Origin of the sequence: Ensifer adhaerens (assembly GCF_028993555.1) — a bacterium.
Taxonomy (GTDB): domain Bacteria; phylum Pseudomonadota; class Alphaproteobacteria; order Rhizobiales; family Rhizobiaceae; genus Ensifer; species Ensifer adhaerens_I.
In genome coordinates this window covers 1,594,899-1,619,935 of sequence record NZ_CP118610.1, presented here as the reverse complement: position 1 = coordinate 1,619,935, position 25,037 = coordinate 1,594,899, and the positions used below count along the sequence as shown (strand labels likewise).

22 protein-coding genes, 1 tRNA gene and 1 riboswitch are annotated in these 25,037 nt (G+C 61.7%); of the genes, 12 read left to right on the top strand and 11 right to left on the bottom strand.

Features of this window, described 5'->3' with window-relative positions; all coding sequences use genetic code 11:
• Positions 1-105 precede the first annotated feature (105 nt).
• From PWG15_RS07885 to PWG15_RS07865, 5 genes are all read left to right on the top strand, one after another.
• Entirely contained in the window at positions 106-1,347 is a 1,242-nt protein-coding gene (locus PWG15_RS07885; RefSeq protein ID WP_275023846.1) for a cysteine desulfurase, read from the top strand.
• Between the two features lie 69 nt (positions 1,348-1,416).
• Positions 1,417-1,797, top strand: coding sequence for an SUF system Fe-S cluster assembly protein (locus PWG15_RS07880; protein ID WP_275023845.1), 381 nt, complete (start codon positions 1,417-1,419; stop codon positions 1,795-1,797).
• Between the two features lie 98 nt (positions 1,798-1,895).
• Positions 1,896-2,288: a Fe-S cluster assembly scaffold SufA gene (gene sufA, locus PWG15_RS07875; RefSeq protein WP_275023844.1), complete on the top strand. Its 393-nt coding sequence runs from the start codon at positions 1,896-1,898 to the stop codon at positions 2,286-2,288.
• A gap of 93 nt (positions 2,289-2,381) precedes the next feature.
• On the top strand, positions 2,382-3,887 hold the full coding sequence (locus PWG15_RS07870; RefSeq protein WP_275023843.1) for a sensor histidine kinase: 1,506 nt from the start codon (positions 2,382-2,384) through the stop codon (positions 3,885-3,887).
• 10 nt (positions 3,888-3,897) lie between these two features.
• The gene (locus PWG15_RS07865) at positions 3,898-4,326 is read left to right on the top strand and encodes a response regulator (protein ID WP_275023842.1); all 429 of its coding nucleotides are present in this window, start codon (positions 3,898-3,900) and stop codon (positions 4,324-4,326) included.
• A gap of 165 nt (positions 4,327-4,491) precedes the next feature.
• On the opposite strand, the gene gcvP is transcribed toward PWG15_RS07865, so the two are convergent.
• From gcvP to gcvT, 3 genes are read right to left on the bottom strand one after another with little or no spacing between them, the layout of a single operon-like run.
• The gene (gene gcvP / locus PWG15_RS07860; protein WP_275023841.1) at positions 4,492-7,356 is read right to left on the bottom strand and encodes an aminomethyl-transferring glycine dehydrogenase; all 2,865 of its coding nucleotides are present in this window, start codon (positions 7,354-7,356) and stop codon (positions 4,492-4,494) included.
• Entirely contained in the window at positions 7,356-7,718 is a 363-nt protein-coding gene (gcvH, locus tag PWG15_RS07855; RefSeq protein WP_275023840.1) for a glycine cleavage system protein GcvH, read from the bottom strand. Before gcvH ends, gcvP begins: the two co-directional genes overlap by 1 nt.
• A 16-nt stretch (positions 7,719-7,734) precedes the next feature.
• Entirely contained in the window at positions 7,735-8,916 is a 1,182-nt protein-coding gene (gene gcvT / locus PWG15_RS07850; RefSeq protein WP_275023839.1) for a glycine cleavage system aminomethyltransferase GcvT, read from the bottom strand.
• Positions 8,917-9,015: 99 nt separating this feature from the next.
• A riboswitch (glycine riboswitch) is annotated at positions 9,016-9,103 on the bottom strand.
• Between the two features lie 162 nt (positions 9,104-9,265).
• Between gcvT and PWG15_RS07845 the strand changes: the two genes are divergently transcribed.
• Positions 9,266-9,655, top strand: coding sequence for a hypothetical protein (locus tag PWG15_RS07845; RefSeq protein WP_275023838.1), 390 nt, complete (start codon positions 9,266-9,268; stop codon positions 9,653-9,655).
• Between the two features lie 96 nt (positions 9,656-9,751).
• Positions 9,752-10,738: a copper chaperone PCu(A)C domain-containing protein gene (locus tag PWG15_RS07840; protein WP_275023837.1), complete on the top strand. Its 987-nt coding sequence runs from the start codon at positions 9,752-9,754 to the stop codon at positions 10,736-10,738.
• 22 nt (positions 10,739-10,760) lie between these two features.
• On the opposite strand, the gene PWG15_RS07835 is transcribed toward PWG15_RS07840, so the two are convergent.
• Positions 10,761-11,117, bottom strand: a complete 357-nt coding sequence (locus tag PWG15_RS07835) for a hypothetical protein (RefSeq protein ID WP_275023836.1) — start codon at positions 11,115-11,117, stop codon at positions 10,761-10,763.
• A gap of 208 nt (positions 11,118-11,325) precedes the next feature.
• Between PWG15_RS07835 and PWG15_RS07830 the strand changes: the two genes are divergently transcribed.
• Entirely contained in the window at positions 11,326-11,787 is a 462-nt protein-coding gene (locus tag PWG15_RS07830; protein WP_275023835.1) for a nuclear transport factor 2 family protein, read from the top strand.
• On the opposite strand, the gene PWG15_RS07825 is transcribed toward PWG15_RS07830, so the two are convergent.
• Positions 11,751-12,065, bottom strand: a complete 315-nt coding sequence (locus PWG15_RS07825; protein WP_275023834.1) for a chaperone modulator CbpM — start codon at positions 12,063-12,065, stop codon at positions 11,751-11,753. The two genes, PWG15_RS07830 and PWG15_RS07825, sit on opposite strands and share 37 nt — an antisense overlap.
• A complete protein-coding gene (locus PWG15_RS07820) occupies positions 12,062-12,982 on the bottom strand; it encodes a DnaJ C-terminal domain-containing protein (protein ID WP_275023833.1) in 921 nt (306 codons plus the stop codon). Before PWG15_RS07820 ends, PWG15_RS07825 begins: the two co-directional genes overlap by 4 nt.
• Before the next feature lie 214 nt (positions 12,983-13,196).
• On the opposite strand from PWG15_RS07820, the gene PWG15_RS07815 reads away from it, so the two are divergent.
• Together PWG15_RS07815 and PWG15_RS07810 are read left to right on the top strand one after the other, a co-directional pair.
• Positions 13,197-13,439, top strand: a complete 243-nt coding sequence (locus tag PWG15_RS07815) for a hypothetical protein (RefSeq protein ID WP_275023832.1) — start codon at positions 13,197-13,199, stop codon at positions 13,437-13,439.
• Between the two features lie 216 nt (positions 13,440-13,655).
• Positions 13,656-13,781 (top strand): hypothetical protein, encoded by a 126-nt coding sequence (locus tag PWG15_RS07810; RefSeq protein ID WP_275023831.1) that lies wholly within the window; start codon positions 13,656-13,658, stop codon positions 13,779-13,781.
• A gap of 174 nt (positions 13,782-13,955) precedes the next feature.
• On the opposite strand, the gene PWG15_RS07805 is transcribed toward PWG15_RS07810, so the two are convergent.
• The 5 genes from PWG15_RS07805 to PWG15_RS07785 form a co-directional block, all read right to left on the bottom strand.
• On the bottom strand, positions 13,956-15,629 hold the full coding sequence (locus tag PWG15_RS07805; protein WP_275023830.1) for an ABC transporter ATP-binding protein/permease: 1,674 nt from the start codon (positions 15,627-15,629) through the stop codon (positions 13,956-13,958).
• A gap of 26 nt (positions 15,630-15,655) precedes the next feature.
• Positions 15,656-16,975 (bottom strand): glucoamylase family protein, encoded by a 1,320-nt coding sequence (locus PWG15_RS07800; RefSeq protein WP_275024379.1) that lies wholly within the window; start codon positions 16,973-16,975, stop codon positions 15,656-15,658.
• Positions 16,976-17,098: 123 nt separating this feature from the next.
• Entirely contained in the window at positions 17,099-19,561 is a 2,463-nt protein-coding gene (locus PWG15_RS07795; RefSeq protein ID WP_275023829.1) for a phosphoketolase family protein, read from the bottom strand.
• A gap of 211 nt (positions 19,562-19,772) precedes the next feature.
• Entirely contained in the window at positions 19,773-20,438 is a 666-nt protein-coding gene (locus PWG15_RS07790; protein ID WP_275023828.1) for a CBS domain-containing protein, read from the bottom strand.
• A 203-nt stretch (positions 20,439-20,641) separates the two neighbouring features.
• Positions 20,642-20,717, bottom strand: a tRNA-Ala gene (locus tag PWG15_RS07785).
• A 392-nt stretch (positions 20,718-21,109) separates the two neighbouring features.
• On the opposite strand from PWG15_RS07785, the gene adhP reads away from it, so the two are divergent.
• Both adhP and PWG15_RS07775 read left to right on the top strand, forming a co-directional pair.
• Entirely contained in the window at positions 21,110-22,135 is a 1,026-nt protein-coding gene (gene adhP / locus PWG15_RS07780) for an alcohol dehydrogenase AdhP (protein WP_275023827.1), read from the top strand.
• A 211-nt stretch (positions 22,136-22,346) separates the two neighbouring features.
• Positions 22,347-24,695, top strand: coding sequence for an ethanolamine ammonia-lyase (locus PWG15_RS07775; RefSeq protein WP_275023826.1), 2,349 nt, complete (start codon positions 22,347-22,349; stop codon positions 24,693-24,695).
• Positions 24,696-25,037: the final 342 nt, after the last annotated feature.

The window sequence follows — 25,037 nt, the reverse complement described above, 5'->3', positions numbered from 1 at the left end:
CGAAATCGATTTGAGGGTAAAGTTATGCAGCAGTTCAACATGTTACAGCGACCTTAGTGCGTCTTCAAATGCGCGCGGTGCTGTAGCGAAATTGGATTGAAAGACATGGAACACTCTGTACCGGTGCCTGCCTACGACGTCGAAACGATCCGCAAGGATTTCCCGATCCTGTCGCGAACCGTCTACGGCAAGCCGCTTGTCTATCTCGACAACGGCGCATCGGCGCAGAAGCCGCAGGTCGTGATCGACGCGGTGGCCCATGCCTATGCCAATGAGTATGCCAACGTCCATCGCGGCCTGCATTTCCTGTCAAATGCCGCGACGGAAGCCTATGAGGCGGCGCGCGAGAAAGTACGCCGCTTCCTCAATGCCCCCTCGGTCGACAACGTCATCTTCACCAAATCCTCGACCGAGGCGATCAACACGGTCGCCTATGGCTACGGCATGCCGAAGCTTGGGGAAGGCGACGAGATCGTGCTCTCGATCATGGAGCACCATTCCAACATCGTTCCCTGGCACTTCATCCGCGAACGCCAGGGCGCCAAGCTTGTCTGGATCCCGGTCGACGACGACGGCGCGCTCCACGTCGAAGACTTCGTCAAATGCCTGACCGACAAGACCAAGCTCATCGCCATCACCCATATGTCGAATGCGCTGGGCACGGTGGTTCCCGTCAAGGAGATCTGCCGCATTGCCCGCGAGCGCGGCATTCCGGTTCTGGTCGACGGCAGTCAGGGTGCCGTTCACATGCCGGTCGATGTCCAGGACATCGATTGCGACTGGTACGTGATGACCGGTCACAAGCTCTATGGTCCCTCAGGCATCGGCGTGCTCTACGGCAAGACCGATCGCTTGAAGGAGATGCGGCCGTTCCTCGGCGGCGGCGAGATGATCGAGGTGGTGACTGAAGACACCGTCACTTACAACGATCCGCCGCACCGCTTCGAAGCCGGCACGCCACCGATCGTGCAGGCAATCGGCCTCGGCTATGCGCTCGACTATATGGACAAGCTCGGTCGGGCAGCGATCCAGGCGCACGAGGCGGATCTGACGGCCTATGCGCGCGAACGCCTGTCGTCGGTCAATTCGCTGCGCGTCTTCGGCAATGCGCCCGGCAAGGGCAGCATCTTCGCCTTCGAACTCGCCGGCATCCACTCGCACGATGTGTCGATGGTGATCGATCGCGCCGGTGTCGCCGTTCGCGCCGGCACGCATTGCGCTCAGCCGCTCTTGAAACGCTTTGGCGTTACCTCCACATGCCGTGCATCTTTCGGCCTTTACAATACCAGGGCCGAGGTGGATGCGCTGGCGGATGCGCTGGAGCATGCGCGCAAGTTCTTCGCTTGAGAAATTTGTAAAAGGTTCAAGTAGTTCTCGTAGTCTTTTGAACCAAAAGAGAAAGTCCAGGAGGCCGATATGAGCCTTGATGCAACGGAAGAAAAAGTCGATGTCCGCGAGGGCATCGTGCATTCGGCAATCCCGGCCGAGGAACTGGCGCGCCTCAGTGATGATATCATCGCCGCGCTGAAGACGGTCTACGACCCGGAAATCCCTGCCGACATTTTCGAGCTTGGTCTGATCTACAAGATCGACATCGAGGACGACCGCATGGTCAAGATCGACATGACGCTGACCGCACCGGGCTGCCCGGTTGCCGGCGAAATGCCGGGCTGGGTGGAGAATGCCGTCGGCGCAGTCGAGGGCGTATCAGGCGTCGAGGTCGCAATGACCTTCGATCCGCCGTGGACGCCGGACCGTATGTCCGAGGAGGCACAGGTCGCGGTCGGCTGGTACTGAGCCGGGACCTGCATATTGATCCGTTAAGGCACGGATACTACATTTGATTCTGTAAGGCGCCGGGCCTTTACCCCGGTGACGACAAGGAGAACGAGCCCATGGGCTTTGCCGTAATGAGCCTGACCGATGCCGCCGCTGATCGCGTCCGTGCGATCGTCGAAGGCGCCGGTGCCGATGCCAAGGGCATTCGCGTCGGCATCAAGAAGGGCGGCTGCGCCGGCATGGAGTATGCCGTCGACCTGGTGACTGAGCCCAACCCCAAGGACGACCTGATCGAACATCAGGGCGCCAGCGTCTGGGTCGCGCCCGAGGCCGTGCTCTACCTGCTTGGCACGCAGATGGATTTCGAAGTCACGACGCTTCGTTCCGGATTCACCTTCCACAATCCGAACCAGACGTCCGCGTGCGGCTGCGGCGAATCGGTCGAACTGAAGCCCGCCGACCTCGCGGCTCTCGCCGCACAGGGCGATGCGGTGGTGCGCGCCAACTAAGTTTCCTCCATTCCTTCAAACGGATAGGTTGGCCCGGTTTTCGCCGGGCCATTTTTCTGCTGAGATGCGTGAACATGGAACAGGGGATTGCGCATGGCGGCGTTCAATGAGGATCTCGTCTTCAAGGCGCTCTACGAGACGTTTCCCGACCCCGTGATCATCATCGATGCCGAGCGCATCATCCGCTCCGCGAACAATGCCGCCCTTCGCCAGTTCGGCTATTCCCCGGAAGAATTCATCGACCGCTCCGTACGGCTGATCTATGCCAACGACGCTGAATATGAAAAGCGCCTGCGCAACCGCGCGGCGCGCGTCGACGAAACCGCCGCACGGACGTCGAACTATCTCTATGTCAGGCGCGACGGGTCTACATTTTCCGGCCACCTTCGCACCACGCCGCTGCTCGACGAGCAGGGCGAGGAACTGGCGCTCATCGGCATCATCCGCGATGTTTCGGATCTCACGGAGGCCGTAGGCGAGCGTCAGAAGGCGTCCGAGATGCTCAACGCAGCGCTGGAAGCCATGCCTGAGGGCTTTGCCATATTCGATCGGCAAGAGCGGCTGATCGTCTACAACAGGGCCTATCAGGCGATCTGCGGGCCGGCAGGTGCAGCGCTGGAGCCTGGCATCACGGCCGAAGAAATCATGCTTCTGGCGCGACAGGGTGGTCACTATCCCGATGCCCTGCCGGGCACACGCGAAGGCGACGAATGGATCGCCTCACGCCTGCACGATTTCCGCCATCCCGATGGGCGTCCCAAGATCTACCGCTACGCCGATGATCGTTGGCTGCGTGTGGAAAACATCAAGGCCAAGGACGGGAACACTGTCGTCGCCCGCATCGACGTTACGGATCTGAAACGCGCCGAACTTGCGCTCGAGCGCCAGAGGCAGGAACTCGAGCATAAGAACGAGGCGCTCGATCAATTCACCGCGACGGTCTCCCATGACCTCAAGGCACCGCTCAGACACATCGCCATGTTCTCCGAAATGATCGAGGACGATCTGGCGGCAGGAGACGAGGCTGAACTCGCCGAGAACGCGCGTCACTTACGCGACAGCGTGAAGCGCATGAACAGGGTAATCGACAGCCTGCTCGACTATGCGCAGATCGCGCACCGTATCAGCCACTGGACGGAGGTGCGGCTCGCGGACATCGTCGCCGAGACGCTGACCATTCTTGCCAGCGATGTTCAGGACGCGCAGGCAACCTTCGAGGTTGGCGAGCTGCCGGAACTGGAAGGGGACCCGGAGCTCCTCCGCCGCCTGGTCCAGAACCTGATCGGCAACGCGATCAAGTATCGGCACGCCGACCGCCAACCGGCGATCCGCATTCAGGGCGGCGTCGCCGATCAGATCGTTGAGTTTGTGGTCGAAGACAATGGCATCGGCATCGACCCGCGCTATTCGACACGGATCTTCGAGGTGTTCCAGCGGTTGCACAAGGACGAGAGCACCTATGGCGGCACGGGGATCGGTCTGGCACTTGCCAAACGCATAGCCGAGAGCCATGACGGTTCGATCCGACTTGACACCACCTTCCGCGAAGGCGCACGTTTCATCGTGCTTCTTCCGAGGCGGCTGCGGAAGGCAAATTAGGGCGGAACAGGTGGTCTCGACGCCAAAGCGACTGCTCTTGGTGGAGGACGACGCGCACGACGCGCGCTTCGTGAAGCGCGCCTTCGCACAGGTCGACGGCACCATCGATCTGGCGCTGGCAGCGGATGCGGAGGACGCCATCGCCCAGCTCGCCCAGACCCATTTCGACTATGTGCTCCTGGATATCAAAATGCCCGGCAGCGACGGTATCGAGCTTCTGCGGCGCATCCGCAGGGGACCGGCGACCGTCCTCATCCCGATCATCATCCTGACGTCATCCAGCAACCCGACCGACGTGCTCCAGTGCTATCGCGCCGGAGCCAATGCCTATGTTGCCAAGCCGGATTCGGTCTCCGGCTACAGGCATTTTGCCGAGGCCTTCGTCCGCTTCTGGATTGAAAACACCATCCTGCCTCCCGGAATGACCTCACGCCGCTAACCAGCGCGCCAAGAAGCGCGGGCGGACGAGTGCGTCCCGTGCCTGTGCCGATCCTTGTAGATTTCGGCAGTGAACCTGGATGCGGGCGCACGCTGCGCGCTGCCACGGGCGCCGGACGGCGCTGAGAAAACCGGCGGAGCAAGCGCCCCGCCGGCCTTCTTGACGTTACTCAGCCGCTTCCGCGTAGCTTTCCAGCGGCGGGCAGGTGCAGATGAGATTGCGGTCGCCATAGACGTTGTCGACGCGGTTGACCGGCGACCAGTACTTGTCGACCCGGAAGGCGCCCGGCGGGAAGCAGGCCTGTTCGCGCGAATAGGGACGATCCCACTCGCCGACCAGGTCTTCGACCGTGTGCGGTGCGTTCTTCAGCGGGTTGTTGGTCTTGTCCATCCGGCCTTCTTCGATCGCGCGGGCTTCCTCGCGGATCGCCAGCATCGCATCGCAGAAGCGGTCGATCTCGGCCTTGGTCTCCGATTCCGTCGGCTCGATCATCAGCGTGCCGGCAACCGGCCAGCTCATGGTCGGGGCGTGGAAACCGCAGTCGATCAGGCGCTTGGCAACGTCGTCAACCGTGACGCCGGCGCTTTCGACCAGCGGACGGGTGTCGATGATGCACTCATGCGCCACGCGGCCCTTCGACGACTTGTAGAGCACTTCATAGGCGCCCTTCAGCCTTGCTGCGATGTAGTTGGCGTTGAGGATCGCCACCTTCGTCGCCTGGGTCAGGCCTTCGCCACCCATCATCAGGCAGTAGCTCCAGGAGATCGGCAGGATCGAAGCCGAACCGAAGGGAGCTGCAGACACCGCGCCGTCGTTGCCGTCCGTTTCCGGATGGCCGGGCAGGTAGGGTGCGAGGTGCGCCTTGACGCCGATCGGGCCCATGCCGGGACCACCGCCGCCGTGCGGGATGCAGAAGGTCTTGTGCAGGTTCAGGTGGCTGACGTCGGAGCCGATATCGCCCGGGCGGGCAAGGCCGACCATGGCGTTCATGTTGGCGCCGTCCATGTAGACCTGACCGCCATGTTTGTGCACGATCTCGCAGACCTCGCGCACGTTCTCTTCGAACACGCCATGGGTCGACGGATAGGTGATCATGCAGCACGAGAGGTTTTCCGCGTACTGCTCGGCTTTCGCACGGAAATCATCCATGTCGATGTCGCCGTTGTCGCTGACCTTGATGACCACCACCTTCATGCCGGCCATCTGGGCGGACGCCGGGTTGGTGCCGTGCGCCGAGGTCGGGATCAGGCAGACGTCGCGATGGGCGTCGCCTCGTGCCAGGTGGTACGCGCGGATCGTGAGGAGACCGGCATATTCACCTTGCGCACCCGAGTTCGGCTGCATCGAGATCGCGTCATAGCCGGTGACGGCGCAGAGCTTCTCCGACAGATCCTCGATCATGTGCTGGTAGCCGGCCGCCTGCTCCTTCGGAACGAACGGATGGATTTCCGAGAATTCCGGCCAGGTGATCGGCAGCATTTCCGCCGTCGCGTTCAGCTTCATCGTGCACGAGCCGAGCGGGATCATCGCACGGTCGAGCGCGAGGTCGCGGTCGGACAGACGGCGGATGTAGCGCGTCATCTCGCTTTCGGCGCGGTTCATGTGGAAGATCGGGTGCGTCAGGTACTCACTGGTGCGCAGGAGGCTTTCCGGCAGGCGGTAGCCCGGCTCGAACTCTTCCACCTTGAAATCGCCACCGAAGGCGCGCCAGACAGCTTCGAGCGTGACAGGGCGCGAACGCTCGTCGAGGCTGATGCCGATCTTGGTCTCGCCGATCTTGCGCAGGTTCACTTCCTCGGCGACAGCAGTCTTGAGGATAATGCCCTGCAGCTTGCCAACTTCAACGGTGATCGTGTCGAAGAACACGCCCGGCTCGACGGTGTAGCCGAGCTTTTCGAGGCCCATGGCGAGACGGACGGTCTTCTGGTGAACGCTCTGGGCGATCGCCTTGATGCCCTTCGGCCCATGGAAGACGGCGTACATCGAGGCCATGACGGCGAGCAGCACTTGCGCGGTGCAGATGTTCGACGTCGCCTTTTCGCGGCGGATGTGCTGTTCGCGGGTCTGCAGCGACAGGCGATAGGCGCGGTTTCCGCGCGCATCGACCGAGACACCGACAAGACGGCCGGGCATGGAGCGCTTGTGCGCGTCCTTGACGGCCATGTAGGCCGCGTGCGGACCACCATAACCGACCGGAACGCCGAAGCGCTGGGTGCAACCGATGGCGATGTCGGCGCCCATTTCGCCGGGCGACTTCAGGAGCGCCAGCGCCAGCGGATCGGCAGCGACGGTTGCGATCGCGCCGGTCTGGTGCAGACGGGCGATCAGGCCGGTGAAGTCATGCACGTGGCCGTAAGTGCCTGGATACTGGAAGATCGCGCCGAAGACGTCGACCGGATCAAGATCGGTAAAGGGATTGCCGATGACGATCTGCCAGCCGAGCGGCTCGGCGCGGGTCTTCAGAAGCGCGATCGTCTGCGGGTGGCAGTTCTCGTCGACGAAGAAGCTCTTGGCCTTCGACTTCGAGACGCGCTCGGCCATCGCCATCGCTTCGGCGGCAGCGGTCGCCTCATCGAGCAGCGAGGCGTTGGCAACGTCGAGACCCGTCAGGTCGCAGACCATGGTCTGGTAGTTGAGCAGCGCTTCGAGGCGACCCTGGCTGATTTCCGGCTGGTAGGGCGTATAGGCCGTATACCAGGCCGGGTTTTCCAGGATGTTGCGCTGGATCACCGGCGGCGTGATCGTGCCGTAGTAGCCCTGGCCGATCAGCGAGACGAGCTTCTGGTTGCGGTTGGCCGTTTCGCGCATCTTGTCGAGCGCTTCGCGCTCGGTCATCGGTGCGCCCCAGGCAAGCGGCGTCTTCTGGCGGATCGACGGCGGAACGGTGTCGTCAATGAGCGCATCGAGCGTCGGGTAGCCGACAACCTTCAGCATCTCGTCCATTTCGGCCGGCGACGGGCCGATATGACGCCGGTTGGCGAAGTCATACGGCTTGTAGTCGGTAAAGGTGAAGTCCTTGGGCATGCTCATCAGGCGACGAGCTCCTTGTAGGCCGCTTCTTCGAGAAGGGCGTCGGCTTCGCTGGGGTTGGCAAGCTTCAGCTTGAAGAACCATGCAGCGCCCTGCGGGTCGCTGTTGACCAGCGACGGATCGTCGACGATCGCCTGGTTCACTTCGACGATTTCGCCGTCAAGCGGACAATAGACGTCTGAAGCTGCCTTGACGGATTCGACGGTGGCGGCGGAATCGCCCTTGGCGAACGTGGAGCCGGTTTCCGGCAGCTCAACGAAAACGAGGTCGCCGAGCTGGCCAGCGGCGTGCTCGGTGATGCCGACGGTTGCGACACCAGCTTCGATCTTCAGCCACTCGTGTTCCTCAGTGAACTTCAACATTATCGCTCTCTCCTGATCAGCGTTTGTAGGTTTGTTTGACAAAAGGCAGGGCGGCGACCGCCACCGGCAGGTACTTGCCGCGCACTTCCGCAAAAAGGGTAGTGCCGACGTCCGTGTGACCGGCATCGACGTAGCCCATGGCGACCGGGCCATCGACCGAGGGGCCGAAGCCGCCCGAGGTCACCTGACCGACCGGCGTCTTGCCCTCGGCATCGGCAAAGAGCTTGGCGCCGCCGCGCACGGGCGCGCGTCCCTCCGGCCTCAGCCCGACGCGGCGACGCGAGGCGCCGTCAGCAAGCTGGCCGAGGATGCGATCGGCGCCCGGGAAGCCGCCCTCACGGGCGCCGCCGGCCCGCCGAGCCTTCTGCATCGCCCATTCGATGGCGCCCTCGACCGGTGTGGTCGTGGTGTCGATATCGTTGCCATAGAGACAAAGGCCGGCTTCGAGCCGCAGCGAATCGCGGGCGCCGAGGCCGATCGGCTTGACGTCGGGGTGTTCGAGCAGACGCTGGGTCACGTCGACCGCGGATGCGACGGGAATGGAGATTTCGAAACCGTCTTCGCCGGTATAGCCCGAGCGGGAGATGATGCAGGTGACGTCGTGCAGGTCGGCTTCGGCGACGTCCATGAAACGCATGGCCGAGACATCGGCCCAGAGTTCGCCGAGAACGGCCTCGGCGTGCGGTCCCTGAAGCGCGATCAGCGCGCGATCGTCAAGCATCGTCACATCGCAGGTGTCGGACAGGCCAGCCTTCAGAAGCTCGAAGTCGGCGTCCTTGCAGGCGGCGTTGACAACGAGGAAGAGATGATCGCCACGGTTGGCGATCATCAGATCGTCAAGAATGCCGCCTTCGGCATCGGTGAAGAGGCCGTAGCGCTGCCGACCCTCGCCAAGGCCGAGCACATCGACCGGCACCAGCTTCTCAAGCGCAAGTGCTGCGTCTTCGACCTTGCCGGACTTCGGCCGAACAATGACCTGGCCCATGTGCGAGACATCGAAGAGGCCAGCGGCAACGCGGGTGTGCTGGTGTTCCTTCATCACGCCATCGGGGTACTGCACCGGCATGTCGTAACCGGCAAAGGGCACCATGCGCGCGCCCAAGGAGAGGTGCAGCGCATGCAGCGGCGTATGTTTCAAATGGGGATTCTGTTCCAAATCCGGCCTCCAGGTCTGGCGCTCCCGCGCCGGCTCACACATCCGGCGTCAATCGCCGTCGATTCGAGCCCCCTCTGTCCCTTTGCCTGAGATTGTTATCCCTTCGGCGAGCGCAAAAACGCTTCTCTCCAGAGTCCTACCGGCACCTTGCTGGTCCTTTGGCCTGAGAGTTTCCGGGGCGGTTGCTCCTTCGGCACCGGAGTGAACCGGTTTCTCCCAACAAGATCGCCTCCAGATAACGGCGAAGGCGGGAGGTTGGCAAGGGGGCGGTGTCGCGCGGAAACACATTTTTGTCGCATGACCAAAAGACGCAGCCACGGCGGGTGCGGCAATTCTGTCTTTGCATTCTTCTCCGGTTGAGGATAACCCAAGTGTGATACCGGGGACGATCATGACAGGGCGCGAAGGCAAATTCGGGATAGCAGTGCGGCTCATCGCCGTATTCGCGCTCGTGTTTCTGACCTTTGCCCACAAGCCGCTCATCGCCAAAACGCTGACGCCGGCCGAGATCGCCGCCTATCAGCTGCCTGACGGTTCGATCGCCGAAATCTGCTTCGGCATGGACGGCGTCGACCACCAAGGCGGCAAGGGCCAGTCCATGGCCCCGGTCTGCGAAGCCTGCCGGCTCTCGGGCTCGGTGCTGCTGCCGGTTCCACCGACCGAGGGCGTTCGCGCCGACGCAGGCGACTGGCAGCTTTCGCCGGTTCTCGCTCACGACGCCACGCCCCATCAGCATCTGCGCCTGCTGCCGCCTTCGCGCGGGCCGCCGACGCGGTCGTAATCCTCCTCTCGCATTCCCATGACAATTCGCCGCCTTCAAGCGGCTTGGACCACCGGAAACCGGGCAAAGGCCCGCGTGTGGTCAGGAGATTACGACATGAACACGACCAGGATCGCTTCGCTTTCGCTCGGCCTTACCCTTGCCGCCAGCGGCATTGCCCACGCCCATGCGACCTTCGAAAACGACACGGCGCCGGTGGAGAGCACCTTCAAGGCGGTGCTGCAGGTGCCACACGGCTGCGATGGCAAACCGACGACCGAAGTGCAGATCAAACTGCCCGAAGGCTTCGTCTTCGCCAAGCCGCAGCCGAAGCCCGGCTGGGAGCTCGAGGTGATCAAGGGCGACTACCAGAAGACCTACGATAATCACGGCGAGAAGGTGCCGTCCGGCCCTGTGGAAATCCGCTGGAAGGGCGGCAACCTCTCGGACGATTACTACGATACCTTCGTCGTTCGCGGCAAACTCTCGGGCTTCGACAAGGAGACCGTGCTTGCCTTCCCGACCACGCAGCTTTGCGGCGCCGAAGGCAAGGTCGTCTGGGATCAGGTTGCCGCCGAAGGCCAGAATGCGCATGACCTGAAGAGCCCGGCACCAACCGTGACGGTAACCATGGCCGATGCTGCCGATCCTCATGCGGGCCATGGTGGACATATGGCAGCGGCCGACGGGTCAGCGGAGCTCGGCGACCTCGAGATATCCGGCGGTTCGGTCAAGGCCATGCTGCCCGGTGCGAAGGTCGGCGGCGGCTTCCTGACGATCCGGAATGGCGGGGCAGGTGAAGACCGGCTGGTGGCGGTCGAAAGCCCCGCGGCCGCTCGTGTCGAAATCCATGAAATGAAGATGGAAAACGACGTAATGAAGATGCGCAAGCTCGATGACGGCGTTGCGGTACCGGCCGGGGAAACGGTCGAGCTCAAGGCCGGTGGCCTGCATCTGATGTTCATGGACGTGAAGACGCCGTTCAAGGAAGGCGAAGCCGTTCCCGTCACGCTCGTCTTCGAAAAGGCTGGCAGGGTCGATGCGACATTCCCGGTTGGCTCGGCCAAGGGCGGCGAGGCGGCGGGCGGCCACAAGCATCATTGATCGAGCGGTTGCGACGCTCGCCTCAGGCGGCGTCGCTTTCTTCCTCGTGGCCGGCCGGTTCATCCTGCCGGCCTTCGTTTTCCTGCTCGTCGGATCCGTCGTCGTCGTCGCGCATGAATTCGAGATAGCGCCGCAGCGCTTCGGCTTCGGAGCGCTCCGGCAACCGGCCATCCGCGCTCATGAGCATGAAGGAGAGAGGCAGGGCACCCTTGGTCTTGGGAACCGTGACCGGCGTCAGCGCGGGCTCCTCGGCGCGCCGGGTCGAAAGCAGCGTGATCGCTTCGTCAGTCGGACCGTCACCACGCGCGCGCGCAGACGGCTTCAGCGCTTCCGCTGCATAGGCCGCTGTCGTCGCGGATACTGTGACGACCTGTGTCACGTCTTTCCTGCCTTGCCGTTGTTCAAACTTCCTTGTCGCTCAACTCCACTTGCAGGCGCGTAAAAGCCGGCGCCTGCCTTTTAGTAAAATCCTACGGACGGCCGGATTTGCGGCATTTTCGGCGAAAGAACCCCGACACGCCAAGCTTTACTTGCGGCATTTCTAAAATTCACGCACACTCGCCCAGATAGAAAATGGGAGGCTTCACATGACCGAGCGAAGCGTGTTGGAAACCAGCGTGCGCGCACTCTATCTCGCCCGCAATGTCAACGATCTCGACACCATGATGGCGCAACTCCACCCGGACTTCAGCTTCCGCATCGTCGGAAACGGCAGGCTCGGCACGATGGCGCTCGCGGTCAACACACCGGAAACGGTGCGCAGCAGTTTCCAGGCCCTCGTGGAGAACTGGGACCTGAGCGAGATGGAAATGGTCGGCGCTTACGCTGACGGCGAAACCATCGTCGTCCACCGCGCCGGCGTCATCTGCTTCATTCCATCGCAAACCCGACAACGGACCGAAATCATCGACAAGTTCACGTTCCGTGACGGCCGGATCGTCGACCTGACGGAGTTCGTCGACACCTTGTTCGTCGCCGAGACGATCGGGCTACTGGACACTCGGGAGAGAGACTATTCGTCCTCAACCCTCGACAGAATGAGCCTTTGAACCTCCGGGTCCTGGGATCGAATGGCGCTCATCAGCACGGCGAGGCGGCCGCGCAACCCGTGGATCTGGTCGAGCAACCGCATGGCGACGTCGACACCGTCATCATTGACACCCATAGGACCCGTCAGATCCTGGATCAGGCGGGCGCGGGCAAGGTCAGCTTCTTCGAAAAGCCAACCTGCTTCCGCCTCTCGTGGCATCAGCCAGCGCTGTTCGACCCAGATGCGCAGGACCTTGACCTCGATCTCGAGGTGTTCGCAGAATTCACGGTCGTTCATGCTTGGCCTCCCATGCCTTTGCGCGGGTCTTCCGTCTTTCCGGCCGTCCAGCTTTCAACGAAGGCCGACAGCGCCGGATCGGGGCTATGCGGCAGCACGATCTTCAGGCTGACATAGGCATCGCCATGGCCGCCGCCTGACTTGTGCAGACCCTTGCCCTTCAAGCGCAACGTCTTGCCGGTGTTGGAGTGCGGCGGGATCGTGACATTGACGGCGCCGTCGATCGTCGGGACACGGATCTTGCCGCCGAGCACCGCTTCGCTGAGTGAGATCGGCAGCTCGTAGCGCACGTCGTCACCATCGGCTGCAAACAGAGGATGCGGCCTGACGCGGATATCGATCAGCGCATCGCCGGCTGGCGCGCCATTGAAGCCGGGCTCCCCCTTGCCACGCAGCCGCAGCGTCTGGCCGTCGCGCGTGCCGGCCGGGATGGTGAGATCGAGCGCCGGTCCGCCGCCCGGCAGGCTGATTTCGGTCTTGGTGCCGTTGGCCGCATCCAGAAAGCTGATCTCCATGGAAAAGTGCTGATCGCGCCCGCGCTGGCGTTGCTGCTGACCGCCGCTGCGCCGCGAAAAGAAACTCGAGAAAATATCGTCCGTGTCCGCGAAATCCGAGAACCCATGTGCGCTCTCGTAACGTCCTGCGGCATCTCCGGACGAGGCATAGTCGCGGTAGTAGTGGCGGGGTGCGGTCTCCGCGCCCGTCTCGTCAATTTCGCCGCGATCGTATTTGCCGCGCTTTTCCTCGTCGCTGAGGAGGGCGTAGGCCGCTGAAACCGCCTTGAAGCGGTCCTCCGCCCCTTTGTCTCCCGGGTTTAGATCCGGGTGCAATTTCTTGGCGAGCTTGCGATAGGCGCTCTGGATGTCCTTTTGTGTCGCTTCGCGGCTGACGCCAAGCGTTTCGTATGGGCTCGTCATGCGGTCTCCCTCAGGCGTCCTCAATCACTCGCCTAAGAGCATAGGGCGGATTTTCGTGTGCGACAGGGGCGGCGCACCACGCGTGACGCATTGTCGCCGGCGTGGCCGTTGCGGCTCTGCTCCTTCGACCATTTCGCGAATTCGCGATCTCTGATACAATCGAAGTCGGGAAGTTTTGTTCGGGGTATTTGCCTCGAAGCTCGGGGAGGTCGAAATGTCCGTCCGCCTGCAACTCGCCATCATGGTCGGCCTTATGATCAATGCCATTCTATTCGGGATCGGCATCGTGACGGTTTTGTCAGTCCCGGTTCTCGCCGACAACGCCAAATATTCGATCCCGGCGCTGGTGGTTGCCTGCTTTGTCACGACGCCGTTCGTCGCCTGGATCATCGCGCCGCGGCTTCGTCTCAGATACTGGCAGGAGCGGGAGCAGGGGAACAAGCAACAGCCGATCTAGCCCGCGCGCTCATCGAGCATTGACCAAAAATCACGTTCATCCATGGAAATCCCAGGTGCGCGAGCGGCCAGGTGGTCGCCAGCACAATTTACATCTTCAACGATCAAGTGTTTTGTTATACCACCGACCAGATGCCGCTTGTCCTGCAGGCCAGTCCCTATATATCCACTAGTCTCAAGGACATAGCGCCGTTAAGGCCCGAAAGGAACCGACTTCATGAGAACGATCGTATTGCTGCTCGCACTCACCACCCTGGCCGCTTGCTCGCAGACCGGGGGCGGTGGTCCGCGCTATGTTGGCGGTGACGGCGACTACTACCAGGGCATCGTCGCGCCCCGGTAACAGCGATCGTTTTCCATCGATCATTTGGCTGGTCCGGGCCGAACCTTCGCCTGAAGGAAGAGTTTGGACTAGCCTAGATATCCCGGCACTTCACAGGCTCGAAGTGGCCGGCGGGTGGCAGCCATTGTTGCATCACGCTTGGCATGCATCGCTTGAGGAAACGGCCCGGGACTATCATGTTTGGCCATGGGTCCATGTCCAGCGCCCATCCTCCTGGCAATCCAGGATCGCTTCGTAAAGATCACGCGCATCGCCCTCTTCGCCGTTGTTGATGCAGGTGATCGAATTCTCGGCAAGCAGGCTCAGAGCTTTCCGGAACGTCTCATGCCCGAGGGTCGCTTCAAGCCGGTCAAGAAAGACATATCGCGGCCTGGCAAGAAGGGCCTTGGCGACAGCCAGGAGCTGCTGCTCGCCCAAGGACATTTCCCGGTCCTGTTCCTTCTCCAGCCCGAGCGCGTCGTGAACAAGTCCGTCGAGACCAACGCTTCGCACGACCTCGATCATTCGACTATCGGAGATGTCGCCCGGGTTATCCGAAGGCAGAAGAAACTGCCGAAGCGAAGCCGGCGGCAGGTAGGGGCGCTGCGGAAGAAACATCACGTCGTTCGGGCGTAGGATCCGCCCGGCGCCGGCGGTCGGAATTCCGGCACTCGCCTTGAAGAGCGCGGCGCCCGCAGCCGCGTGTGGTCCGGAAATCAGCACCGGTGCCCCCTGCGGAATCGATATCGACAGATCGTGCAACAGTGCGTGGCCGCCCGCCGAGCCCAACGTCACGTGATCGAACACCAGATCGCCCTCTTGTTTGACCAGCTCGATGCCGGCCCCACCGTTTGCCCGGCTCTTTTCAATGGCCTCCAGCAAGGAACTCAACCGGGAAACAACGACGGCGAAGTTCGAGATCGAATTGAATTGCCGGACGATCAAGGAGAACGCGCCCACGAGCATGGCAAAGGCTGCGCCTGATTGCGTGATCACTCCGAATTCGATTTCCCCGCGCATGAAAGCCGGAGCAATGATCAGGTCCGGGATGATCTGGATCATCCAATTGTAGCCGCTCGTAAAATACGCCAGGTTCCGATTGACGGCGGTAATGGTGAGGATGTTGCCGATCAGATCATCGAGGCGCTGCATCAATCGCGCTTTTTGCTGACCTTCAACATTCGTCACCATCACCGACTCGGCGTTCTCGCGCACATGCATGAGGCTGGACCGGAAGCTCGCCTCCTTGTCGAGCCGTTCGTAATTCAAGCCGATGAGTGGGCGCCCCAAGACGATCGTCATGTAGGAGCCGCAGGCCGCATAGAGCACGGCGACGACAAACAGCAGCGGGCTTATGGACCAAAGCACGCCTGAGAACGTCACCACGGTCAGCGTGCTGCTGAAGAGCATGATGATGTAGGAGAGGGTGGTAACCGTGAATGCCTGGATATCCTCGGAAATCCGCTGGTCCGGGTGCGTCAGGGTCCCCGAGACCTCCAGGCGGTAGTAGGCCTCATCCTCCAGATAGAGACCGACGGCGCGCCTCGTCAGAAATTCGCGCCAGAGCAACGCCAGCCGTTCTTCGACAAAGCGTGCAATCACGCCCGTAACGGTGAGAACTACAAACACACAGACGTAAAAAACCGCCTGCCGAATGAACTCATCCATCTGGCGCTCGGCGATCGCAGTCATGAAATTGCGGCCGACGTAGTTGTTGACGACGTTGAGGCCGTTCAAGCCGAAGAGCAGCGCCATGAGCCCGGCAAACATCCACCTGGCCCGGCCGCCGACTTCGGAGAACAGAAAGATGCGGACAGCTCGTGCAAAACGAAGTGCGGTCGTTCGGATCGGCACTGGCTGGCTGTCCATCAGAATACCTTTTGCTGGTTTGGCCCTCAGAGCCAGCCGCCGGAAAAACCTGCTCGCCTCAAACCCACCACGATCGGCGCGCACCGGCGCATGATGTTCCACAGCAGGCCGGTTCGGTAGTTTTCGATCATCAGGACCACCGGGCCCTGATCGATGCCGAAGTGGTAGGGGCTGACCCACCAGCCGGCCTCGCTTCCTTCCACCGGAAAGCTTCGGTTAAAGGACGGCCTGAAGCCATAGAGCCTGGTCATGCCGAGCTTCATGCGGCCGCAGTTCCAGACCGTTGGGATGACGATCTCCGGCGCAAACGGCAGAGAAGCGACGACGGCCCAGGGCGATACGGTTCCGTCATCCGGGCCGAAGGGCGCGCCGCGGGCGAGATAATCGAAAAATTCCCTTTCTCTGCCGTTCACGGTGCCCTTGGTCCAGCCTGGCCCGTCGCTCGCCGTGAAGCCCCAGCAATGCTCGCCATAGCCGACGAAATTCAGCGGATTGCGGATGGCGTATTCCTGCTGGACGAATGTCGCATGCCGGCTGTTCTGGAAGTAGTCGCTATTGTGCTCGCGCATGAAATGGTCGCGGATCCCGCGGAAATCGATCCACATATGCGACAACTGGTGCGTGAACAGAGGGCCCGAGTAGAGCAGCTCGCGACCATAAAGGTTCCGCCAGTCGTAGCTTTCGGTATAGGCGGCGTAGGCTTCCACCGGCAGCGGATGGGTCGGCGAGCCGAGGCCGAGTATGTAGAGAAGCAGGCCTTCGTCGTAGCCGCGCCAGCGATAGGGAATGAAGCCGCTCTCCGGACGCCAGCCATGGGTCAGCGTAAGTCCATGATCGCAGGCCCAGTTCCAGTCGGCACGCTCATAGAGCGCATTCGCCGAGCGCCGAATTTCGACTTCGTCCGCCGTATCGCCATCAAAATAGGCGGCCACCGTCAGCGCGCCAGCGAAAAGGAAGGCGGAGTCGATCGTCGACAATTCGCATTCCCAAACGCGCCTGCCGGTCTCGATGTCAAGGAAGTGATAAAAGAAGCCCCTGTAGCCGGAGGCATCCGGCTCCGGCCCTTGCGGGCATTGCAGAAGAAACTGCAGCCGCCGACGCGCGATCTTCGCGGCGAACTTGCGAATGACAATGCCCCGCTCGACAAGCACGGGTATCGTCGCGAGCGCCATGCCGATCGCCGCGATACTTGCCGGCGCATCTTCCTGCGTCTTGTCGCGCACCAGGCCGTTGTCGGGATTGGTGCAATGCAGATAGTAGAGAAGCGTCGTGAACTGGAGCCGGGCAAGATCCTGCTCGGTCGGCATCCAGTTGAGTTCGGTATCTGTCGACAACAATTCCGACATGGCGAGCCAGCTGCGATTACGACGGGTGTTCATTCACCGAATGTGAACGAGACGCTCCTCCCGGAGCGGCTCGCGAGCGCGATCGGGTGATCAGAGCAAGGTCCTCAATCCGGCACGATCCGACTACACATTGTCACCCTCCGTCGACGTCCTCGGCTTCGCCTGTTGCGCGCCCTGAACGCCCCATTTCCAGCCGCTGATCGGCGGCATGTCGTCGCCATGCTTCTCGATATATTCGCGATGCTCGATCAGCTTGGCTTGAATTGCCTGCTTGAAATAGGCGGCACGGGCGCCGAGTTGCGGCAGGCGGTCGATGACATCGCCGGCGAGATGGAAACGATCGAGCTCGTTGAGCACCACCATGTCGAATGGCGTCGTCGTCGTGCCTTCCTCCTTGTAGCCACGAACATGCAGGTTGTCGTGGTTGGTGCGGCGGTAGGTGAGCCGATGGATCAGCCACGGATAGCCGTGGAAGGCGAAGATGATCGGCTTGTCCCTGGTGAAGATGCCATCGAAGTCGCGGTCCGTGAGGCCGTGGGGATGTTCCTCCGCCGGCTGAAGCTTCATCAGGTTGACGACATTGACGACCCGAACCTTCACTTCCGGGAGGTGCTCGCGCAGCAGCTGGACCGCGGCCAGCGTTTCGAGTGTCGGAACGTCACCGCAGCAGGCCATGACGACATCCGGTTCGCTGTTGGCATCGTTGCTCGCCCAGTCCCAGATGCTGACGCCCATGCTGCAATGGCGCACGGCCTCTTCCATCGTCAGCCATTGCGGCCCCGGCTGTTTGCCGGCCACGACGACGTTGATGTAGTTGCGGCTGCGCAGGCAATGGTCGGTGACGGAGAGCAGTGTGTTGGCATCCGGCGGCAGGTAGACGCGGATGACGTCTGCCTTCTTGTTGACGACGTGATCGATGAAGCCGGGATCCTGATGGCTGAAGCCGTTGTGGTCCTGCCGCCAGACATGCGAACTGAGGAAGTAGTTCAGCGACGCAACCGGTCGGCGCCAGGGGATCTCGTTGCAGACCTTCAGCCACTTGGCATGCTGGTTGAACATCGAATCGATGATGTGGATGAAGGCTTCGTAGCAGGAGAAGAAGCCGTGGCGGCCGGTGAGCAGATAGCCCTCGAGCCAGCCCTGGCACTGGTGTTCGCTCAGCACCTCCATGATGCGGCCATCCGGTGCGAGGTGATCGTCCTCCGGATAGATCTCGGCCATGTAGCAGCGATTGGTGACCTCCAGCACGTCCTGCCAGCGGTTGGAATTGTTTTCGTCGGGGCTGAACAGGCGGAAGTTCTTTGCGTCCATGTTGGATTTCATCACATCGCGCAGGAACTTGCCCATGACGCGGGCGGCTTCCACGGTGGTTGCGCCGGGAAGCGGGACGTCGACGGCATAGTCGCGGAAGGCCGGCATCTTCAGGTCGCGCAGCAGCAGACCGCCGTTTGCGTGCGGGTTGTCGCTCATGCGACGGCGCCCCGATGGGGCGAGCGCTGCGATCTCGGGCTTTAGCCGACCTTCCGCGCTGAAAAGCTCCTCCGGGCGATAGCTCTTCATCCACTGCTCGAGGATGCGGATATGCTCAGGCTTGTCCATCTCGCCCATGGGCACCTGGTGCGCCCGCCAGTAGTCTTCACATTTCTTGCCGTCGATCTCCGGAGGGCAGGTCCAGCCCTTAGGTGTGCGGAAGACGATCATCGGCCAGGCCGGCCGCTTCAGATTGCCCCTCACACGGGCATCGTCCCAGATCCGCCGGATCTCGGCCATCGCCGTGTCGAGCACGCCGGCCAGTTGCTGGTGCACGCTTGCCGGATCATGCCCTTCGACGAAATAGGGCTTGTAGCCCATGCCCTCGAAGAACTTCTGCAACTCCTCGCGCGGAATGCGGGCGAGGAAGCAGGGGTTGGCGATCTTGTAGCCGTTCAAATGCAGGATCGGCAACACGCAGCCGTCGCGGGCAGGGTTCAGGAACTTGTTGCTCTGCCAGCCGGTCGCAAGCGGCCCGGTCTCGGCCTCGCCATCGCCGACGACGCAGGCGACGACAAGGTCCGGATTATCGAAGGCCGCACCATAGGCGTGGCTGAGTGCATAGCCGAGTTCGCCGCCCTCGTGGATGCTGCCGGGCGTTTCCGGCGCGACGTGGCTCGGTATGCCGCCCGGAAAACTGAACTGCTTGAAGAGCCGCTGCATGCCCTCGGCGTCTTCGGCAATGTTCGGGTAGAACTCGGTGTAGGTCCCTTCGAGATAGGCATGCGCCACCAGCGACGGGCCGCCGTGTCCCGGCCCGATGATATAGATCATATTGAGATCGTCGCGCTTGATCACGCGGTTGAGATGCACATAGAGCATGTTGAGACCGGGCGAGGTGCCCCAGTGGCCAAGCAGGCGCGGTTTGATGTGTTCCCGCTTCAGCGGCTCGCGCAGGAGCGGATTGTCGAGCAGATAGATCTGACCGACAGAAAGGTAGTTCGAAGCGCGCCAATAGGCGTCCATCAGACGAAGTTCGTCTGCTGACAATGGCGTTGTCGAATGCGAGCTCCCGGATGCCGTCTCTTTCGTCGATGCCGTTTCAGGCGAAACCATCTGAACCTCCCGATCATTAGGACATTGCCTGGATTTCTCCGGCCTGGGGTCCGTGCAGGCCACTGCGGTCTTTTGAATTCGTTGCGGTTGCTGCTGTTTGCCGGCGACGGGCGGAATGGGTGAACGCCTGTCTTCGAACGACAGCGGCTGGGATCGTCTTGCTAATTCGGTGTCGCGAACACCCGCGTGTCGCGACACGATCAATAGGCGCCTATTGTGGATATGGTTCCGAGAAGTGCTCAACCACGCCCCGAACGCCGCGGACATTTTCGGCAACGATGCGTGCCGCCCTCCGGCACTCGGCGGTCTCCACATTGCCCCAGAGATGAACGATGCCATCGGTCACGGCGACCTTTACGTCCAGCCCTTCGAGGCCGGTGTTCTCGCCGAGGCGCACGAGAATGCTGCGCCGGATGGCTTCGTCGCCCGCGGCCGTCTCGTCCTGCTTCGCCGACAAAACCGCCTGCAACAGGTCGGCGCGGCTGATAATGCCGACCAGAACACTGTTTCGCAGGACGGGAATGCGCTTGATGCCGCGCTCGTGCATTATCGCGGCCACGCGCGCAACGGACGCATCCTCATCGATTGTAAGGGGATCGGTCGTCATTGCGTCGCCGACCCTCCAGGAGGAGCGCCGCACATAGGCATTGGCCCGATCTTCGGCGCCCATCGTCGCGTCCACAATCGGGACGCCGCCGCCAAGCTCCGTTCGACGGATCAGATCGCCCTCGCTGATCAAGCCCACCAGGCGGCCGTCGTCGTCAACGACGGGGAGGCCGCTGATGTGATTGTCGAGCATGATGCGGGCTGCCTGTCTGACGCTGTTGTCAGGGGACAATTTGACGACGGACGTCGTCATTACATCTTTAACGCGCATGTCGATCCAACCCCGAAAAGGACCTTGGTACCGTCACCAGCGGGCGTAAGGTAAACCTATCATGGCGGTTCGACAACTTGTTCGTGGGGGAGATGTTAGCAGGACCCTAGCGCAGGCACGGCTCATGCTGCAGCTTCTAGACGAGCGTGCGGACTGACGCATGAGCCAAATGCGTTCTCTATCTCTCGAAGCAAGCGGGGGTCTGGTGGAGCCGAAGGGAGTCGAACCCTCGACCTCCGCAGTGCGATTGCGGCGCTCTCCCAACTGAGCTACGGCCCCTTGCCCTACAGTCAACACGACCGGCGCCGAACGTGTCAACAGGTCTCAACGGCCAGCGGCGAATTCGGTGCGAGAGATGACCTGCTCGATCTGGCGCCCCTTGGGGATGCCGTTTCGCCGCCGCATGTTACCGTAGCCACGCACCGGCGCGCTTGAGAACCATTGTCGAACCATGCCGGCGGGTTTACCCTGGCGATCCACGACGGCGCACCCGAACCTCGTGAGATCTTGGCGTTGCGCGTCAACCACGAATGACGCCCGAATTCCGGCCGTGAACGTCCATGGCATCCGGGCCAGTGTACAACATTCCGCATCCGAAACAGGCGCCTGCCGGCCCCGCAACTCCCTTGGGAATTCTATCCGTGGCCCGGCGATTTGGAGGAGGATCAGCAATGGCCCAGACGATGAAGGCGGCCGTCGTTCGACAGTTCCGCGCTCCCCTTATGATCGAGGAAGTGGCTGTGCCCACGCCGCAACCGGGGCAGATCCTCGTCAAGTATGAAGCAACCGGCGTCTGCCATACCGACCTCCATGCAGCCAATGGAGACTGGCCGGTGAAGCCGAGCCCGCCGTTCATTCCGGGACACGAGGGTGTCGGCTATGTCCAGGCAGTGGGTGCCGGCGTCAAGCGAGTGAAAGAGGGGGACAGGGTTGGCGTTCCCTGGCTTCACAGCGCGTGTGGCTACTGCCCGCATTGCCGCACCGGTTGGGAGACACTCTGCGCGTCACAGTCGAACACCGGATACTCGGTCAATGGAACATTTGCCGAGTATGGACTGGCGGATCCAGACTTCGTCGGCAGCCTGCCTGCCGGCCTGGAGTTCGGCCCTGCCGCGCCGGTTCTGTGCGCCGGCGTGACGGTTTACAAAGGCTTGAAGGAAACGGAAGTTCGTCCCGGGGAATGGGTCGCCATCTCCGGCATCGGCGGCCTTGGCCACATGGCGGTGCAATACGCAAAGGCGATGGGCATGCATGTGGTCGCCGCCGACATCTTCGACGACAAGCTGGCGCTCGCAAAGAAACTGGGTGCCGACCTGACGGTCAACGGCAAGGCGAAGGATGCCATAGAGCAGGTAACAAAGGCGACCGGCGGGGTGCATGGCGCGCTCGTAACCGCGGTTTCACCTGCGGCAATGGAACAGGCGTTCGGATTCCTGAGATCGCGGGGGACGATGGCGCTCGTCGGCCTGCCCCCGGGGATGATCTCGGTGCCGGTATTTGAAACAGTGCTCAAGCGCATAACGGTGCGCGGATCGATCGTCGGCACTCGCCAGGACCTGGAGGAATCGCTGCAGTTTGCCGCTGAAGGCAAGGTGGCGCCGCATTTCTCATGGGACAGCCTCGAGAACATCAACGAGATCTTCCACCGGATGGAAGCAGGCAAGATCGACGGTCGCATCGTGATGAGCCTGCAGTAGCCAGCGCAAACGCGCCAGTCTGGTCCGAGAGGCTCCGCTTCGTTCCCGCCCAGGGGACGTCGCCGACGCGGGCGAGGAAACTGCAAGCCGATGTCGATGCCAAGAGTAGAGAATGTGTCGCGCACTCAGTCCGTGTGCTTCCTCAAGTCGCCGTCGATGACAGGGCCGTTCGGCGAAATGCCTATAGACCTTCTGCAGAAAGGAAATGGCAATGAGCAAGGGCATGTTCTCGGATCAGCACGCACTGTCCAGACGGGATCTCCTGCTGGTGGCAGGCACTGCGGCGGCCACGCTCGCCACATCGAGCCACGCTGCCGGGGCAGCACCGGGCACAAGCACCCTCGTGATCGATGAGGTCAAGCAGGGCGAGGATGTCTTTGCCTATATCGGCAGGATGAAAGGTGGTTTTGACGAGACGACCTATCGGCAGGTGCTGGGGTGTGCAAATGCGTTCAAGGAAGGTGACCAGACGATTGGAGTGGCGGCGGAGAACGATGCGTCGCGAGCGAACGCCCGGGCTCTCCTGGCAAACACGAAGATCGCCGACCTGCACCATCGCCCGTTGTTTGAGGACGATCTACAACGACTGATCTGGCAGACCACGGACAAAGCCCAACACGAAAAGGTCAAAGACTGGACCATGGGCCAGTTGAAGGAATTTCTTCTGACCGGATCGGAAGAAGAGATCAAAGGCGTCATGTATGGCCTGAGCAGCGATACCATCGGCTGCGTGCCGAAACTGATGAGCAACGAAGAGCTGATCGCCGTCAGCCAGAAAATCTTCAACGTCATGCCCGGCACCAAGCTGGGGGCGAAGGGATATATGGGCGCACGGATCCAGCCGAATTCGCCAACGGACCACCCCGAAGACATCATGTGGCAGGTGCTCGATGCGTTTTCCTATGCCACCGGCGACATTGTCATCGGTACCAACCCGGTGGACAGCACCGTCAACAGCGTCGTCACCGTCGAGCGTACGCTCAAGGAGATCGTGGATGCCTTCAATCTGGGCGACGTCATTCCCTGGTGCGTGCTCGCCCATATCGACGTCCAGGGCGAGGTGAGCGAAAGCTTCCCGGGTACCGTTTCCACGGTGTTCCAGAGCCTCGCCGGAACGGATGACTGCAACAAGATCTTCGACATCACCAATGAGAAGATCATGAAGTATGCAAGTGCTAAGGCCGGGGAAAGGTATGGCCTCTACTTCGAGACCGGGCAGGGCTCGGAATTCACCAACGGCGTGGCAAACGGCGTCGACATGATGGTGCTTGAGTCTCGAAAATACGGCTTCAGCAGAGCGGTAGGCATCGAGCTTGCGAAGGTACAGCCCAGGGGCGCATGGCTCCACGTCAACGATGTGGCCGGCTTCATCGGCCCAGAGGTCTTCAAGAGCCGCGAACAACTCGTGCGATGCTGCCTCGAAGACATGGTCATGGGCAAGCTGCACGGGCTGACCATCGGCCTCGATATCTGCACCACCCTGCACATGACGGTGAGTCTCGACGATCTCGATTGGTGCCAGGACCAGATCATGCCAGCCAATCCCGCCTATCTGATTGCGCTGCCCACAAAAAACGACCCGATGCTGAGCTATCTCACGACAGCTTTTCAGGACCACGTACGCATTCGGGAGAAATTCGGCTTCAAGGTCAACGATGCTATGTGGGATTTCTACAAACGCATCGGCATCGTCGGCAACGACAACAGCTACACGTCAAACTACGGCGATCCGCTCTGGGTCTATTACCAGTACCGCCTCGCCAAGGGCGACAAGCGGCCAAAGGACGCTGTTTACGCCGAGGGCCGGAAAATGATGACGGCGGTCGAAGCGCGGGGCGTCGATCTTGCGACGGGCCACGGCGAGAAGATCTGGGATCTCGACCCTGCGCTCGCGACGAAAGTGAAGGGGCTCTACGACGACGCCAAACTATCGCTCTGGGCCGAACTTACTCCGGAATTTATCGCGTCCGTGCCCGACGTCGTCCCGCTTCGCACCCTATCCAAGGACCGGAACGACTACATCGCCCACCCGACCACCGGCGAAACGCTCAGCCCTGCTTCGATCAGCGAGATCGAACGGATCAGGGCATCCTGGAAAAGCGACATGCCCAAGGGCCAGATCGTCATTTCGGACGGCTTGAATGCCAAGGCCATCATGGACGACGGGCACCTCACGCCTTACCTCGAAGAGATGCGCAGATTACTTGGAGATGCCGGCGTCACGGTGAGCGACAAGAACATCCTGGTCACCAGCGGCAGGGTGCGGGCCGGCTACAGGATCGGCGAAATGCTCTTTGCAGATGCCGATCCCAACAGCTTCAGAGGGATTCTCCACATTATCGGTGAGCGGCCCGGAACCATGCATCACGCCTATTCGGTCTACATCACTGTCGCCAAGGGAAAGCGTTGGGCGGAAAAGGACATCGACCACGACATGACCAAACTGGTCAGCAACGTCGCCGACACAGCACTTGCCCCCAAGGAGGCAGCAAAGGAAACCCTGACCATCATCCGGGAGATTATTGGCAAGGACGTGAACGGCAGCCGGCGTTATGGGTGATGGCGATGAGGCACCGCAGGCAAGACTTCGCGCCCTAGGTGTCGGCTCCAATGCTGTCAACTAGTCGGATCCGAGCTCCGGAAGTGGCCAACTGGGGCCACGTCCGGCTCCTCTGGTGCTTTTGCCGTCGCTGCACATGTTGCCGGTGTAGCCCTGCATGAGCGAGCGGCGCGGCGTTCGGCTTCCACAGAGGCGGCGTTGGCCGCGCGCACAAGCACCAAAGGACGCGCCGATTGGGCGCCACACGTTGCGCGCATGAAAAAAGCCCAGGGGCACGGCTCAACGCCCCTGGGCAAACTTCTTGTCCGCGACAACCAGGCTTTCTAGTGAAATCGCCTGGCT

Excerpts from the sequence above, each read along its gene's own strand:
- PWG15_RS07885 (WP_275023846.1), top strand. The coding sequence starts at position 106 with ATGGAACACTCTGTACCGGTGCCTGCCTACGACGTCGAAACGATCCGC.
- PWG15_RS07880 (WP_275023845.1), top strand. The coding sequence starts at position 1,417 with ATGAGCCTTGATGCAACGGAAGAAAAAGTCGATGTCCGCGAGGGCATC.
- sufA (WP_275023844.1), top strand. The coding sequence starts at position 1,896 with ATGGGCTTTGCCGTAATGAGCCTGACCGATGCCGCCGCTGATCGCGTC.
- PWG15_RS07870 (WP_275023843.1), top strand. The coding sequence starts at position 2,382 with ATGGCGGCGTTCAATGAGGATCTCGTCTTCAAGGCGCTCTACGAGACG.
- gcvP (WP_275023841.1), bottom strand. The coding sequence starts at position 7,356 with ATGAGCATGCCCAAGGACTTCACCTTTACCGACTACAAGCCGTATGAC.
- gcvH (WP_275023840.1), bottom strand. The coding sequence starts at position 7,718 with ATGTTGAAGTTCACTGAGGAACACGAGTGGCTGAAGATCGAAGCTGGT.
- gcvT (WP_275023839.1), bottom strand. The coding sequence starts at position 8,916 with ATGTGTGAGCCGGCGCGGGAGCGCCAGACCTGGAGGCCGGATTTGGAA.
- PWG15_RS07845 (WP_275023838.1), top strand. The coding sequence starts at position 9,266 with ATGACAGGGCGCGAAGGCAAATTCGGGATAGCAGTGCGGCTCATCGCC.
- PWG15_RS07840 (WP_275023837.1), top strand. The coding sequence starts at position 9,752 with ATGAACACGACCAGGATCGCTTCGCTTTCGCTCGGCCTTACCCTTGCC.
- PWG15_RS07830 (WP_275023835.1), top strand. The coding sequence starts at position 11,326 with ATGACCGAGCGAAGCGTGTTGGAAACCAGCGTGCGCGCACTCTATCTC.
- PWG15_RS07825 (WP_275023834.1), bottom strand. The coding sequence starts at position 12,065 with ATGAACGACCGTGAATTCTGCGAACACCTCGAGATCGAGGTCAAGGTC.
- PWG15_RS07820 (WP_275023833.1), bottom strand. The coding sequence starts at position 12,982 with ATGACGAGCCCATACGAAACGCTTGGCGTCAGCCGCGAAGCGACACAA.
- PWG15_RS07815 (WP_275023832.1), top strand. The coding sequence starts at position 13,197 with ATGTCCGTCCGCCTGCAACTCGCCATCATGGTCGGCCTTATGATCAAT.
- PWG15_RS07810 (WP_275023831.1), top strand. The coding sequence starts at position 13,656 with ATGAGAACGATCGTATTGCTGCTCGCACTCACCACCCTGGCCGCTTGC.
- PWG15_RS07805 (WP_275023830.1), bottom strand. The coding sequence starts at position 15,629 with ATGGACAGCCAGCCAGTGCCGATCCGAACGACCGCACTTCGTTTTGCA.
- PWG15_RS07800 (WP_275024379.1), bottom strand. The coding sequence starts at position 16,975 with ATGTCGGAATTGTTGTCGACAGATACCGAACTCAACTGGATGCCGACC.
- PWG15_RS07795 (WP_275023829.1), bottom strand. The coding sequence starts at position 19,561 with ATGGTTTCGCCTGAAACGGCATCGACGAAAGAGACGGCATCCGGGAGC.
- PWG15_RS07790 (WP_275023828.1), bottom strand. The coding sequence starts at position 20,438 with ATGCGCGTTAAAGATGTAATGACGACGTCCGTCGTCAAATTGTCCCCT.
- adhP (WP_275023827.1), top strand. The coding sequence starts at position 21,110 with ATGGCCCAGACGATGAAGGCGGCCGTCGTTCGACAGTTCCGCGCTCCC.
- PWG15_RS07775 (WP_275023826.1), top strand. The coding sequence starts at position 22,347 with ATGAGCAAGGGCATGTTCTCGGATCAGCACGCACTGTCCAGACGGGAT.